The following is a 15,124-nucleotide window of genomic DNA, read 5'->3' on the forward strand; positions in this document are numbered from 1 at the left end:
ATGATAGATTATGGCACCCTTAGAGGGTTAATAGCTTTACTAATATTGGCACTATTTATTATTATTGTGGTTTGGTCTTATTCTAAAAAGCGTAAAAGTGCTTTTGATGAAGCTGCAAACTCTATCTTCGAAGAAGATAAAGAAAAGACTGAGCTTAATGACGTGAATGGCAAACAGGAGACTAATAAAAATGTCTAGCTTCTGGAATATATGGATTTGGGTTTTAACCCTGGGAACTTTAGTCGGTTGTTTTTTACTACTTCGCTATTGTTTAAAGAACTTTGCAGGTGTTCCTGAAGGTGAGTCAATGGGACACACTTTTGATGGCATCGAGGAATTGAATAATCCACTGCCGCAATGGTGGAGTACATTCTTTTTATTAACGATCATCTGGGCATTCGGTTATTTAGCACTCTATGGTTTAGGTAATTGGACTGGATTTATTGGTTGGAAAAGCTCTAACCAAGGAATTTTGAATCTTGCTGAATCTAGAGAACAGATACTAGCCGCAAAAGAAAATGGTTATTTAGTACAGTATGATCGTGAAATTGAAGCCGCTGATTTGAAATATGGTCCAATTTTTGATGCCTATGCTGCACGTACTATTAAAGACTTAGCTACTGATGTAGAAGCTTTAAAAGTAGGTCAACGCCTATATTTACAAAATTGTTCTCAGTGTCATGGTTCAAATGCAAGTGGTCTTACCGGCTTCCCCAACCTAACCGATAATGACTGGTTATACGGTGGGGACCCACAATCGATTAAGCATACACTTTTATATGGCCGTAATGCTAATGGTATGATCGCTTGGGGCTCAGCATTAGGTGATCAAGGCGTTAAGGATGTTACCGCCTATGTATTGAGTTTAAGTGGTCGTGAAGTTGACGTTGCAAGTGCTGCTGCCGGTAAAGAAAAGTTCGCTCTATGTGCAAGTTGCCATGGTGCTGACGGTAAAGGTAGTTTAGCTATGGGTATTGATTTAGGAGCGCCTAACTTAACTGACAACATCTGGTTGTATGGCGGCTCTCCACGTGCCGTTGAGTCATCTATTAAAAATGGTCGAGCTGGTGTAATGCCCGCATGGAAGGACATTTTAGGTGAACAAAAAATACATCTTGTTAGTGCCTATGTGTATAGTTTATCGCAAAAATAACTGCGCTTAATTAGTCTCAATTTAAAAGCCTTGCTGTATTATTACCGCAAGGCTTTTTTATATATTCCAAGCCAAGAATAGTTAGTAAATTGATGGTTTTTTAATAGTTCCCAATAGAAAAAAGTCGTATAATATGCCTACCTTTATTGACTGAACTTTTAACATGAAAATATCTTGGTATAAAGAGCCTTGGGCTTGGTTTGTTTTTATTCTCCCTGCTACCGCAGTTGTTGCTGGTATTTCGACTTACTTTATTGCTAACCATAATCCCGACCCATTAGTCGTTGGTGATTACTATAAAAAAGGTAAAGCAATTAACTTAGAAGTCTCTAAAGTAAAGCTTGCCCAAAAATTAGGAATGCGCTTTGCATTAAAACTGCAAGATAACGAATTAATTATCAAACCTACCGGTATTGATAAAATATTCCCAGTGTTAAATCTTAACTTTTATCACCCTACTCTTGCTGATAAAGATTTCTATTTAGCACTCACGCCTGACGGTAATGGCTATTTTAGGCATGTCTTTGATGAACCAGTAAAGGGAAAATGGCGTTTAACTATGACTCCTTTTGAGAATCACTGGAAAATTCAAAATACTATTTTCTTACCTCAAAGTGAATTTATCGATATTATTCCTAATGTTAGAGAAGCTAACTAAACGCCGGTAGTCTCTATTAGCTTAGGTGTTGATTAGTCTCACCTAAGCAACACCTCTATAAAAAACCAATTATTTGCTTGGCCTCAACATATGAAAACACTTTGTTATCACTGCAGTGAAATTGTTCCTAATGGGTTAGATTTATCAATAAAAATTGAGAAAACCATGCAGCCGATGTGTTGTATTGGATGTCAAAGTGTTGCTCAAGCGATTATTGATAACGGTTTAGGTGAATATTATCGTTTTAGAACAGCCCCTGCTCAAAAAGGTGAACCACTAGTTCCTGAGCAGTTACAACGTAACAAGTTACTTGATGATGACAGCCTACAAAGTGAATTTACTTATAAAAGTGATGAATATAACGAAGCAATTTTAACAGTTGACGGTATAAGCTGCGCGGCATGTGCTTGGCTTATCGAAATGCAACTTATCAAGATAAATGGCTTAATTAAAATTAACGTAAATGCCACTACACAACGTGCAACAGTTCGATGGAATAATAGTGAGGTTCAACTCAGTGAGCTTATTAATCATATCAGTAATATTGGTTACCAAGCCCTCCCTTTTAAAGCGAGTACCGCCGAGCAGCTTAATAAAACCCAAAGTAATAATTATATTAAACGCCTAGGTATTTCTGGTATTTTAATGATGCAAGTCATGATGATCGCTTTTGGCTTATACTTTGGCGCCTTTTCAGGTATGGATGAGTACAACTTAATCTATTTACGCTATGCAAGCTTATGCTTGACCTTACCTATTGTTACCTATGGCGCATTCCCCTTCTATAAGGGAGCTATTAATGCTTTAAGAGTGAAGCGTTTATCGATGGATGTTCCTGTTGCTATTGCGATTTCACTCGCATTTTCGGCCAGTGCATGGGCAACAATCACTCAGCAAGGTGAAGTCTATTTTGAGTCTGTATCAATGTTCACTTTTTTACTACTTATTGGTAAATTTTTAGAATTTAGAGCAAGAAGTCGCGCAGCGGAAGTTTCGGCTAACTTGCTTAAATTAATGCCGATGATAGCGACAAAACTCATTGATGATAAAGGAGCAGAAAAAGAAGTCATACTACCAGCAAAAAAACTTTGTCCTCTCGATATTGTACTAATAAAACCCGGCGAAGTGGTTCCCGCTGATGGCACAATAATTTCAGGCAGCAGCCAATTAAACGAAGCGATGTTGTCGGGTGAGCAGTTACCATTAAATAAATCAATAGGCGATACGGTCTTTGCTGGCACCATAAACGGTGACGGTAATATCAACGTTGAAGTTAAACAAGCCAGTGAACATTCTTTTTTAAGCCAACTGATCAGATTAAGTGAATCATCTCAAGCGCATAAACCCAAATTAGCAAAATTATCAGATAAAATCGCTCAATATTTTGTTGCAGTTATTTTGCTAACCGCTGTAGGTACTGCATTTTATTGGCAACAACATTTACCTGAAGAAGCTTTTTGGATCACCTTATCGGTACTAGTAGCTACCTGCCCTTGCGCCTTGTCATTGGCAACCCCCACAGCATTAACCTGTGCGACCACACGCTTAAACCGCGAAGGCATCATGATAAAATCTGCACATGTTATGGAAACTTTACCAAAATTAACCACGATTGCCTTTGATAAAACAGGTACATTAACTTCTGGTGATTTTTCTATTAATGAAATAAAGCGCTTTAATAATGAAAAGCTTAACTATAGCGAGCAGCAGGTTTTAGCTATAGCAGCAGCGCTTGAGTCTTATTCTGAGCATCCTTTAGCCAAACCGTTTAAAGCCTTTCGTGATTACTCCTACCACACTGAAGCCGTTGAAATTAAATCAGGTGCTGGTATTCAGGGGAAAGTGAACGGTCAATACTTTCAAATGGGTAAGCCTAATTGGTTACTTAGCGAAACAAAGATGTTGGCAGAATTTGCGACGGCTTCTTGCCTATTGATAACAGACAACCAATTAGTCGCTGCTTTTTATTTAAGCGATGAAATTCGTAATGATGCCCAAACGCTGTTAGATGACTTAAAGAAAAGTAATATTTATACCATCATGCTATCGGGTGATAACCCTGCTGGCTGTGAAAAAGTTCAGGCATTGTTACATTTAGACGAGTTACATAGTACTTTGACTGCGGCTAATAAGATGGAGATAATAAAAAATCAGCCTAAAAACTCAACCGTTGCTATGGTAGGCGATGGTGTCAATGATACCCCAGTATTTGGCGCAGCCCATGTCTCGATTGCTATGGGTAGTGGCACAGATATAGCTAAAAGCGGTGCAGATGTTATCTTACTCAATAATCGTTTAAAGTCGATAACAACATTAAGACAGGTTGCCAACAAAACTCGTCGCATTATTTGGCAAAATTATTTTTGGGCATTCGGTTATAATGCTATCGTATTGCCGCTTGCTGTTTCAGGCTACATTACCCCCTATATAGCGGTTATAGGTATGTCTGCTAGTTCGATATTGGTTATCACTAACTCATTACGTTTATTGAAAAAGTAAACGAAAACTTATAATAGAGCATAAAAACCATGAGCATTATTTATATTTTGATCCCCATAGCGATAATACTAACCTCTATCGCTATTTATTTGTTTTTCTGGGCAGTAAAGACTGAGCAGTTTGATGATTTAGAGAAACAAGGGATGAGTATCTTGTTTGATGAAGATGAAAATATTACCACAAAAAAGACCACTGAAACCCATAGCGAAAATACAGCTAAAAATGATACGGGTAGTAAATAATAACCATGTTGAGTATTGATTATTTATCAGCATTCATCATCGGCTTGTTAGGTTCGGGACATTGTATCGGTATGTGTGGTGGCATAACAACGATGTTAACATCTGCTATATCGCCGCAACAACAAGGCTGCGATAAATTTAAGCTGGTCGGTGCATATAATGTTGGCCGAATTTTTTCTTATAGCTTAATTGGAGCAATAGTTGGATTTAGTAGTTCTATTGCCATCAAAAACATTGGCGTTCCATTAGGTTTTTTTCGGTTATTTGCAGCTGTATTTTTAATTTTATTAGGCTTGTATTTAGGCCAATGGTTAATGTGGTTATCAAAAGTTGAAAAAATAGGTAAGTTCCTTTGGCGCTATCTATCTCCGTTAAGTAAAAAGTTTATTCCCATTAATAATGCTAAACAAGCGCTAGCATTAGGAGCAATTTGGGGATGGTTACCCTGTGGTTTAGTCTACTCGACATTAACTTGGTCCTTAGCCAGTGGAAGTGCTCTTAGTGGCGCTCTAATAATGACCAGTTTTGGTTTAGGTACTTTACCAGCCTTGTTAAGTCTTTCACTTGGCTCTTTTGGTATAAAGTCGTTGTTAACTAATACGAAATTCAAGAAAATAATGGCGCTAATGATAATTACATATGGTACATACAGTTTAATGTTTGCATATCAGCAATTGTTTTAATATGATCGATAAATTAGGGATAAATCATTTAGGTTAATATGTATAAAAAGCCATGTTCTACATCTCAACATATCCATTGTCAAAACTGTAGTATCAGCGAGCTGTGTTTACCTTTCTCTTTAAATGATAAAGAACTTGATACACTAGACAGTATTATTGACCGTAAACGCCCTATCCATAAAGGCGAACAAATTTTCCAAGATGGCGATAAAATGCAAGCTTTATACGCTATTCGCTCTGGAACATTCAAAACATTTACAGTAAATGAACAAGGTGAAGAACAAATTACCGGTTTTCATTTAGCGGGTGATTTATTAGGTTTTGATGCTATTGCTGAGTCAGAGCACCCTAGTTTTGCAAAAGCCTTAGAAACATCTATGGTCTGTGAGATACCTTACAATACTTTAGATTCATTATCGAATACGATGCCTAAGCTAAAAAAACAAATTCTTCGCATGATGAGTTCCGAGATCCGCGCCGATCAAGAAATGCTAACGCTACTTAACCGCAAAAATGCTGAGCAACGCTTAGCGACTTTTATTTCAACCTTAGCTAGTCGCTATCATGCACGCGGTATGTCACTGACAGATTTTCGCCTAACGATGACGCGCAGTGACATTGGTAATTATATTGGTTTAACGGTTGAAACCATCAGTAGGTTGTTAAATCGTTTCCAAAAAAATGAATTAATCACAGTAGATGGAAAGCTCATTACAATACTTGATATGGTTAAACTTAACGAGTGTGCTTCGCTATAGTTTATCGCTTTTTTAAATAATTATAGATAAATGCTTAACATTAAAGATGTTAAGCATTTTTTTTATTGAAATATTATGATTTAAAGCAAATAATATCTATTAATTATGGTCTATTATTAATATTATTTAATAAGTAGGGAGTAAATATTATGGATAAGTATAAAAAAATATTAGCCGTTATTGATCCAACCACTGAAAATCAAAAAGCGTTGAAACGTGCGATTGAATTAGCACGACATAGTGGCGGACAGATTACTGCATTTTTAACTATTTATGATTTATCTTATGAAATGACCACCATGCTTTCTGGTGAAGAGCGAGAAGCAATGCGTCAATCGGTTATTAATGATCGTAAACTATGGTTAGACGAAAAGATTGCAGAAACTGATCACGAAGACATAACCATAGATACCTGTATTATTTGGCATAATCGTCCATTTGAAAAGATCATCAAAAAAGTACTGACTGAAAACTTCGATATTGTCATCAAAGGCACCCATCAACATGACAAGCTAAAGTCGGTGATTTTTACACCAACAGATTGGCATATCTTAAGGAAATGTCCCTGCCCAGTATTACTGGTTAAAGACCATAGTTGGCCAAGTAATGGTAATTTACTTACCGCACTCAATATTGGTAGCGATGATGATGAGCACAAAGCGCTCAATAATAAGTTAACCCAAGAATCAATAGTGTTTTCTTCACTTATTAAAGCCAATGTACACTTAGTGAATTCTTATCCGGGTACACCAGTAAATATTGCCATTGAAATTCCAGAGTTTAACGCCTCTGAATATAACGACACGATGTTTAATCATCACAAAAGTGCGATGAAAGACCATGCTAATAGCTTTAATATTCCACTCAAAAATACCCATGTTAAAGAAGGTTTACCTGAAGATGTTATTCAAAGTATTTCTAAGCACATTGATGCTGAATTAGTCGTGTTAGGCACTATAGGTCGAACAGGGATTTCAGCAGCACTTATCGGTAATACTGCAGAGCATGTCATTGACCGCCTTAACTGTGATGTTTTAGCGATAAAACCTGATGGTTACCTCTCTCCACTAGCTTAATATTGAAATATGTAAATATCCATTAAAAAGCCGAGGGTTTTCTTGGCTTTTTGCTATACTACGCGCCGTAAAATTCATACTTTTTTATTTTAAATATCTCTAGGGAACACTATGAGCGCTCAATCAGCGACACCAATAACATCTTTAACACCCAGCCAAAAAATACAGCTGAGTAAACTTGAGAAGCGCTTAAGACGACATGTTGGCCAAGCTATCGCGCAATATAATATGATAGAAGATGGCGATAAAATAATGGTGTGCGTATCAGGTGGTAAAGACAGTTACGCCCTACTGGCTATTTTAATGTTGTTAAAAGAATCAGCGCCTATTCATTTTGATATTGTTGCCGTTAATCTTGATCAAAAACAACCCGGTTTTCCTGAACATATCCTTCCCGAATACTTAGAAGCTTTAGGTGTTGAATATAAAATTGCGCAAGAAGATACCTACTCCATTGTTAAAGATAAAATACCTGAGGGGAAAACCACCTGCAGTTTATGCTCTCGTTTACGCAGAGCTATTTTGTACAAGGTCGCTGCAGAAATAGGCGCAACTAAAATTGCACTAGGCCATCATCGTGATGATATGGTTGAAACACTAATGCTAAATATGTTTTATGGCGGTAAATTAAAATCGATGCCAGCAAAATTGGTCTCTGATAATGGTGAGCATGTTGTTATTCGACCGTTAGCTTTTTGTAAAGAAGCAGAACTCATCCAATATGCACAACTAAAAGCGTTCCCAATTATTCCATGTAATTTATGTGGCTCTCAACCTAATTTACAACGCCAAAACATTAAGAAAATGCTACAGGACTGGAATGTTAATCATCCGGGACGAATTGAATCTATGTTTACTGCTATTCGCAATGTGGTTCCATCACATTTGTGTGACAGTGAACTTTTTGATTTTAAAGGGATTAACGCTGACTCAGGCATTATCAATGGTGGCGATATCGCTTTTGATGATGAACCTATTATTGCCGCTCAATTAACAAACAGCGTCAATATTGAAGAGAATTCAATAGCCAAAACTTCACTAAGTAACAGTCTGAATATTATAGAAATAAAGTAATATCTACCTGAATTAACAGCAAGTATCTAAGCGATAACAACACCAGTCAAAAGGTATTAATGTTATCGCTCGCCATCATTATCTAATGCGTAATAGAATAAGCCGCGCCTAAATAACCTTAGGCTTTGGCTTTGACAATATTTTATCAAAATACACTTTATTATGGCGGATCATTTCTGTTATTTCTAAGACATAATCAGTGCCTCTAATAGAATAACGCAGCAATCCCGTTGCTAGTATTTGTGGCGATAGTGGTTGTTCTTGAGCGCGCAATTGCCCTCTAATTGAACGAAAAACACCATAAGCATGATTGGTATTAATATTGTGTAAATAACGCTGTACCGCATGCTCTAAACTATTAAATGCTGCTACTTCATGTTTAGCACCGTAATCTCTTCCTCTTGGCACCATGCCACAACCTTTTTTATAGCACCACATTCCAAAAAAGTTCAAACCCACTCGAGCAAAACGAGAAGTGCCCCAGGCTGATTCATTGGCTGCCTGCACTAATACTAATTCAGCAGGTACAATATCAATACGCAACAATAGTTCATTAAGCTGCTGTAGCGGAGAGTGTTTTTTATTAACTTTATATTTGTTAATTAATCGCTCAAGTAAAGCTTGTTGATCTGCTAAAAGATTTTCCTCAAGGAAAAGTGTTTCTATCATCAAGGAGACTTCTGCCCTTAACATAAGAATATTGCTATTCTCCTGCGCTATTGCTGGATAAATATAACGGAAAAACTGACGTTTTTTCGTTTTAACATCGCTTATAGAAGCAAAGTTGGGGATCTTAACGTTATGAAGCGGTTGCTCAACCACTTTTACTTTTGCCTTGACTACAGGAGCGATAACAACGTTTTTTACTTCCGGCGTGGGAAGAACAAAAGTTGGCGCTAAAAAAGTGAAGGGCGCAATAAGCGCAAGAAAAAATACACTTATTAACACAGTTCTCATCAAATATTGAATAATCATAATAGCCTTTTTGTTAACAATAAGGTTTTGCACAGAACTTTACGCTGAAAATGTATCACTCGTTTGCTGCCCCATTGCATCAGTGGCTTGTAACTGCATACCAAAAATTTCTCGGTATAAAATACCTTTAACATTATAAAATAGTGGCGCTATAAATGTTAATGCGACTAAGAAAAGCATAACACCAATCACTGAAAATTGTGTTTTAGCAAGAATGGCTAAGGGGATTAAAGATAAAAATAAAGTTAAAAAGAGTAAGCTATAAATAGCGAGTAACTTAAACCACTGAAAACGTGTAACTTGTAAACTCAAGGTAATAGCTTTTATCGGTGATAATTTTTTATCTACTACAAGCGGCAGTACTAATGACAGGGCGACCGCTAAATAAATGCCTGGAAAAACAAATAAACTCATACCTAAAGTTATTAATACTGACGTTAACAGCGCGCAAACAGCAACCCAACTGCCTCGTTTTAAGAAAGCAAAAATTAATTTACTATTGGTTTTTAAGCCAACGGCATGAAAAACGCCCATCATCTCGACACCAACTAAAAAAGGATAGATAACCATAGTAACAACAATATTTAATAATGTTGTTGATTGTGGGTCTTTAATCACTTGTTCAATACCGCCCATGGTATTACTGATCAAAAATGAAACAACAATCCCCAAAATAAGCGTAAAAAGTAATCCTAAATTAATAGCGATTCGCGAGCGAAGTGTTAATTGCCACGCCTCTTTTAATACTAAAGAAACATCAATAGTATATTCACCCTGCAAAGACTTTTCTATGCTACCACCGATTTGTACTACTTTTTTTTCATCCACGAAAATGACTACCTTTGTGTAAATTTTGCAACATTATAGCAAGTTGATTTGCTATTGGAAAATAGCATAAATTTTCACCTGAATTACTGGCGTAATTTAGCAATACGTTTTAATATATTTTGAAAGTAATGAGCACCTTTCTCTTGGGCTAAGGCAATATTATTATCAGGTATTTGCTGTGGATTTTTATACACAGATAATACCTTTTCCATACTCGCTTCACGTATTAAATGAAGCGTGGGTAATGGCGAACGGTTGGTATAATTAGAGGCTGCGTTGAACGGCTCACCTTCAAAATAATAATCAGGATGAAAACTGGCCAGTTGAAAGACGCCTTCGTAACCTAAGGTGAACAACAATTCATTAGCCTCATCAAGTAAATCAAGGTAGCTTTCAAAACCTTTAAACCCTTCATTAAAAATCAATAAAGTCGTTTCTATGTTGGAGTCAGCAACGAGTCTTTCAAATTCTATGGTTAATTCTGCTAAAGCCGATTCGACCTTTTTTGCTGGGCAAACTTGATAATGTATAGTGTTATTAACAAACTCTTTTTTTGCAAAAGGGCAAAAATTCAAACCAATAATTATTTCTTCTAGCCACAGCTGAGTTTGTGAAATTTCAACGGCATACATTTGTTTATCAGGCATTTTGTTGCAGTTGCCACATAGTTGCGTAATGACCCTTTTTAGTGAGTAGCGTTTGATGATCACCCTGCTCTATTATTTCCCCTTTGTGCAGGACAATAATATTATCAGCATCAATAATAGTGGATAATCGATGAGCTATCACTAAGCTAGTGTGATCTTTAGCCACCTCTTTGATTGCTTTTAAAATAGCTTGCTCTGAGTGACTATCAAGTGACGACGTTGCTTCATCAAAGACCAAAATAGCAGGATTTTTCAAAATGGTCCGGGCAATGGCAACCCGTTGCTTTTCGCCGCCAGAAAGCTTTAAACCACGCTCGCCAACGACGGTATCAAAACCTTTTGGTAACGAGGTAATAAAGTGACTTAAATGCGATAATCTTGCGGCTTCTTCAACTTGTGCATTACTCGCGTTTACATTGCCATATTTAACATTTTCAAATAAACTTTCATTAAATAACACCGTATCTTGTGGCACGATGCCAATATTCTTTCTCAATGAATGTTGCGTAATATCAGTAACTTCTTCTCCGTCAATTTTAATACAGCCTTGTTGGCAGTCATAAAAACGAAAAAGTAGTTTCACTAAGGTCGATTTTCCTGAGCCACTCTCGCCAACAACAGCGACTTTTTGACCCGCTTTAACCTCGAATGATACATTTTTTAAAATGGGTCTTTGCTCATCATAAAAGAAGCTAACGTTATCAAATTTAATAGCACCATGGCTTATCACTAATTCTTTGGCATCTTTTGCATCAACAACCTTAGGTACTTTTTGCAACAAGGTAAACATTTGCTCAATATTTGCTAAAGAACCTTTTATTTCTCGATAAACAAATCCTAAAAAGTTTAAAGGGATAAACAATTGCATCATAAAAGCATTAACCAGGACAAAGTCTCCTAAGGTCATTTGTTGATGAGTCACTTGATAAGCGGCTAACGCTAACATTGCCGTCATCGCTAGCGACACGATAATGGCCTGACCACCATTTAAAGCAAACAATGACAAACGGTTTTGCATTTTTGCTTTTTCCCAATCAGCTAACTGACTATCGTAAGCTGTTGATTCATATGATTCATTAGTAAAATATTTAACCGTTTCATAATTTAACAGACTGTCTATTGCACGAGTATTACTTGATGAGTCAGCTTTATTTGCGGCTCTAATGTAGCGCGTGCGCCATTCTGTTGCGTAAATCGAATAAGCGATATAGCTGGCAATAGAGACGCCAGTGATCAGCGCAAACCAAATACCATAATTCACCCATAATATGGTAATAACCATGATTATTTCGAGTAAGGTTGGCACAATATTAAAAACCATAAACCGCATTAAGAAGTTAACCCCAGACGTACCACGGTCAATGTCACGCGAGAGTCCACCTGTCTGTCGGTCCAAATGAAAGTCTAAGTCAAGTTGATGCAAGTGCTCGAAAACTTTCAAACCAATGCGGCGAATCGCTCGTTCAGTAACACGGCCAAATAAGGTGTCGCGTATTTCTGCCAGTAGCACGATAGTTAAACGCACCAAACCATAAGCGGCAACTAAAGCAAAAGGCACAATGAAGATATTATTTTCTTGTTGTGCGTCAAGTCCGTCAACGATATCTTTTAAGATAAAAGGCAGATAAACACTGGCTATCTTAGTCAAAACTAAGCATAACAAGGCAAAACCAATGCGCACTTTAAATTCGAGTAAGTAAGGAATAAGTGATTTTAGCACTCGCCAATTAATGGTGGAATTTTCAGGTGACGAGTAGGAAGATCTGCGCATTAAGGGATATTACTCTGGTAGGAATTAGGCAAACTTTAACGGCTTTAATCACTTAAAGCAATCAAGAAAATAAGCCCGTAGTCAACACAAGCTCTGTTTTTTACTTAATTGAAAAAGCGCTGCCGCACTATAGCAGCTATAAACTGAGTCTATTAAGCACATCTCTGCAAATTTTATCCATAAAGCCACTTTAATCATCAAGCGTATTTGAAATAAACAGATAAAAAAAACTGATTATAATTTGTTGTTAGCAAATTATAATCAGCATTTAAGGGTCTCTAAGAGCGAAGGAGAACACCATAGTTATTAAAAGTCCCACCCCCTTCAAATAAATGATTAAAGTCTATCCGTAATAACGTCACACAACGGTAAATTTGCGTTACCGACAATTTAATTCCGACCGTTAAGCTTTAAATTGTTGCGTTAATTTATTGAGCTCATCTGAAGAACTTTGCATAAGCTGAGAGTTTTTTGTCATCGCATTTAATTGTTCTAAACTGCTATGACCTGCGCTAACAATTCTATTAACGTTGCTGCTTAACTCTTCTGCCACAGTACTTTGTTCTTCAACCGCTGAGGCTATTTGCGTTGCCATTTCAGTAATTTGTTCTGTAGAGCTTAAAATGCTACTAATAGACTCACCTGAACTGAGCGCATTTTCAACCGATGCCTTACTTTTAACCTGGCTATCTTCCATAACATGAACCGCTGATTTAGCACCTGATTGTAAACGTTCAATGGTCTGCTGTATTTGTGCAGTGCTTTCTTGAGTTCGACTGGCCAAAGCCCTAACTTCATCTGCAACCACAGCAAAACCACGCCCTTGCTCTCCTGCACGAGCTGCTTCAATAGCAGCATTTAACGCTAATAAGTTTGTTTGTTCAGCAATACCGCGAATGACATCTAATACTGAAACAATACCTTTAACATCATCCTCGAGTGCACCAACGACCTTAGTGGCTTCATTAAGGTGATCAGATAAGCCATTTATCGACTCAATAGACTCTTTAATAATAGTGGATACTGCTCGTGCATCTTGGTTTGCTTGATCTGCTGATCCTGCAGTTAATTGTACGTTATGGGCAATCTCTTTTGCTGATGCTGACATTTCTGTAATAGCAGTCGCTACTTGGTCAGTTTCCGACTGCTGATTCTCTAAATGCCCACGACTGGCCTCAGAAGCTTGATATACATTTTTTGACACCTCTGAAGTCTGCTTTACCGATAATTGAATTGACTGTACAAGCAGTTGAATTTTGTCTACAAAGACGTTGAATGACTCTGCAACAAGGCCTATTTCATCTTCACGTTTAACGCGTAGTCGCTGCGTTAGGTCGCCTTCACCGCGTGCAATATTCTCTAAAGCATTGGCAACTTCACTTAAAGGCTGCGTCACTAGTTTAGCAAATAAAAAGTAGATCGCTGAAATTAAAAATACATCAAGCAAGACCCCTTTAACAATGATACGAGAAGCCAAAGATGACAACTCGACATCTATCGAAGAACTATCAATAAACAAAGTAACATTACCAACACTGGTACTTTGACCGTCTTCAATATGTTGTAACTTAAAAGTGATCGCTTCGTTTGTTTTCTTTCCTTTTGATTGAGATATTGTTTTTTTATCTTCATTGGTTATTTCTATTAAAGCGATATCTTCTGATTGTTGCTCAGAGTTTAAAATACCCATCATTTGATCTTCTTCATAATTCCAAACAGCAGAAGGCAAATTAAGTTTTAATCGAGATTCGACCAAAGAAAGTTGATTTATTTGCTTATTTTTCAGTAGATTACTTTGTGCCATATAATCATACACACCAAAAGAAATGACGAGTGTGGTGACAATAATCAATGCTGAAAAAATAAGTTTAAATGATATAGATTTAGTAACGTTCATATTATTTTTATACCTTTTTACTGCCAGTCTTGTAGACCATATTTATCTAGAATATCTTTTAACTGTCCAGATTCTCTAAGTGTTTCTGTACCTTTCTCGATTAATTCAATGTACATTTTACTGCTCGGTTTTACAGGTGAACAAGCAATATAAATAGGTGCTTTCTCAGTGTTAGTCCCTGCGCTTTTTAGTGCTTTATTAAAACCAAGTTCTTTTAATTTTGCATTCGCTACTGGAACCGATTCAACGACAACATCAATTCGGTTGTTAACAAGTTTTTTAAAGTTTTTCTCCAAAGCATCGGTTCCTGAAACATCTTTAAAAACATCTGGTCGACTTTTTATTAACGCATCAAACTCTTTGCCATAAGCATAACCACTAATAACACCTACTTTCTGAGTTAATAGCGAATCAAAACCGGTAAACTTCCAAGTTGATGCATTATTAACATAATATCCTGTACCATCCATTCCCCAGTGCACGGAAGGAAAAATAAAGTCGGGTGCATCTTCAGGATACGCTCCCACAACGCAGTCAAACTTACCTTCACGAACCGAGTTTACCGCCCTTTCCCATGGCATTACCTTATAATCAACAGTATGTCCTGCTGCTGTAAAAATTGCAGTAGCCATATCAATCATATAACCTTGCTTGTCACCACTTGGATCGCCATTCATCGGAAACCAGTCGTCCGCACGAATAGTAACTGTCGCTGCAGATGCTGGCAGTGAAATGATGATAGTAAGTAAACCAATAATCAGTTTCATCGTATTAACCTTGTTAAGTGTATAGTTGAGTGAATTACGCACACCTGCTCTTAATCAAGGGTTATCATATTCATTAAGAACAAAGTGCGTAAATAC

The 15,124-nt window shown here is 37.0% G+C and carries 15 protein-coding genes; 9 read left to right on the forward strand and 6 right to left on the reverse strand.

Features of this window, described 5'->3' with window-relative positions; genetic code table 11:
- The first annotated feature begins 3 nt into the window (after window positions 1-3).
- The 9 genes from H4J67_RS15440 to ttcA all read left to right on the forward strand — a co-directional run bounded on the left by H4J67_RS15440 (window position 4) and on the right by ttcA (window position 8,143).
- Entirely contained in the window at window positions 4-198 is a 195-nt protein-coding gene (locus H4J67_RS15440; RefSeq protein ID WP_070377255.1) for a CcoQ/FixQ family Cbb3-type cytochrome c oxidase assembly chaperone, read from the forward strand.
- Window positions 191-1,153: a cytochrome-c oxidase, cbb3-type subunit III gene (gene ccoP, locus H4J67_RS15445; RefSeq protein WP_182170666.1), complete on the forward strand. Its 963-nt coding sequence runs from the start codon at window positions 191-193 to the stop codon at window positions 1,151-1,153. The genes H4J67_RS15440 and ccoP overlap by 8 nt, the downstream gene beginning before the upstream one ends.
- A 163-nt stretch (window positions 1,154-1,316) precedes the next feature.
- Complete coding sequence (locus H4J67_RS15450) at window positions 1,317-1,811, forward strand: FixH family protein (RefSeq protein WP_182170663.1); 495 nt, start codon at window positions 1,317-1,319, stop codon at window positions 1,809-1,811.
- Window positions 1,812-1,901: 90 nt separating this feature from the next.
- Entirely contained in the window at window positions 1,902-4,310 is a 2,409-nt protein-coding gene (locus tag H4J67_RS15455) for a heavy metal translocating P-type ATPase (protein ID WP_182204253.1), read from the forward strand.
- A 29-nt stretch (window positions 4,311-4,339) separates the two neighbouring features.
- Complete coding sequence (gene ccoS / locus H4J67_RS15460) at window positions 4,340-4,552, forward strand: cbb3-type cytochrome oxidase assembly protein CcoS (RefSeq protein ID WP_182170658.1); 213 nt, start codon at window positions 4,340-4,342, stop codon at window positions 4,550-4,552.
- A gap of 5 nt (window positions 4,553-4,557) precedes the next feature.
- Window positions 4,558-5,235 carry a sulfite exporter TauE/SafE family protein gene (locus H4J67_RS15465; protein ID WP_259368634.1) on the forward strand — a complete coding sequence of 226 codons (678 nt, stop codon included), beginning with the start codon at window positions 4,558-4,560 and terminating at the stop codon, window positions 5,233-5,235.
- 38 nt (window positions 5,236-5,273) lie between these two features.
- Window positions 5,274-5,993 (forward strand): fumarate/nitrate reduction transcriptional regulator Fnr, encoded by a 720-nt coding sequence (gene fnr, locus H4J67_RS15470; protein ID WP_070376707.1) that lies wholly within the window; start codon window positions 5,274-5,276, stop codon window positions 5,991-5,993.
- Window positions 5,994-6,142: 149 nt separating this feature from the next.
- A complete protein-coding gene (gene uspE / locus H4J67_RS15475; protein ID WP_070376706.1) occupies window positions 6,143-7,069 on the forward strand; it encodes a universal stress protein UspE in 927 nt (308 codons plus the stop codon).
- 111 nt (window positions 7,070-7,180) lie between these two features.
- Entirely contained in the window at window positions 7,181-8,143 is a 963-nt protein-coding gene (gene ttcA, locus H4J67_RS15480) for a tRNA 2-thiocytidine(32) synthetase TtcA (protein ID WP_182170655.1), read from the forward strand.
- 108 nt (window positions 8,144-8,251) lie between these two features.
- On the opposite strand, the gene H4J67_RS15485 is transcribed toward ttcA, so the two are convergent.
- The 6 genes from H4J67_RS15485 to H4J67_RS15510 form a co-directional block, all read right to left on the reverse strand.
- Complete coding sequence (locus H4J67_RS15485; protein WP_259368636.1) at window positions 8,252-9,100, reverse strand: glucosaminidase domain-containing protein; 849 nt, start codon at window positions 9,098-9,100, stop codon at window positions 8,252-8,254.
- Between the two features lie 57 nt (window positions 9,101-9,157).
- Window positions 9,158-9,946: a hypothetical protein gene (locus H4J67_RS15490; protein WP_182204254.1), complete on the reverse strand. Its 789-nt coding sequence runs from the start codon at window positions 9,944-9,946 to the stop codon at window positions 9,158-9,160.
- Between the two features lie 83 nt (window positions 9,947-10,029).
- Window positions 10,030-10,593 carry a DUF1415 domain-containing protein gene (locus H4J67_RS15495; RefSeq protein ID WP_220471666.1) on the reverse strand — a complete coding sequence of 188 codons (564 nt, stop codon included), beginning with the start codon at window positions 10,591-10,593 and terminating at the stop codon, window positions 10,030-10,032.
- Window positions 10,586-12,364 carry an ABC transporter ATP-binding protein/permease gene (locus tag H4J67_RS15500; RefSeq protein ID WP_182204255.1) on the reverse strand — a complete coding sequence of 593 codons (1,779 nt, stop codon included), beginning with the start codon at window positions 12,362-12,364 and terminating at the stop codon, window positions 10,586-10,588. The genes H4J67_RS15495 and H4J67_RS15500 overlap by 8 nt, the downstream gene beginning before the upstream one ends.
- A gap of 403 nt (window positions 12,365-12,767) precedes the next feature.
- Entirely contained in the window at window positions 12,768-14,261 is a 1,494-nt protein-coding gene (locus tag H4J67_RS15505; RefSeq protein ID WP_182170643.1) for a methyl-accepting chemotaxis protein, read from the reverse strand.
- Window positions 14,262-14,278: 17 nt separating this feature from the next.
- Window positions 14,279-15,028 carry an ABC transporter substrate-binding protein gene (locus tag H4J67_RS15510; RefSeq protein ID WP_182170641.1) on the reverse strand — a complete coding sequence of 250 codons (750 nt, stop codon included), beginning with the start codon at window positions 15,026-15,028 and terminating at the stop codon, window positions 14,279-14,281.
- Between the last annotated feature and the right edge of the window lie 96 nt (window positions 15,029-15,124).

It is taken from the genome of Colwellia sp. BRX10-4, from assembly GCF_014077465.1.
Classification (GTDB): Bacteria; Pseudomonadota; Gammaproteobacteria; order Enterobacterales; family Alteromonadaceae; genus Colwellia_A.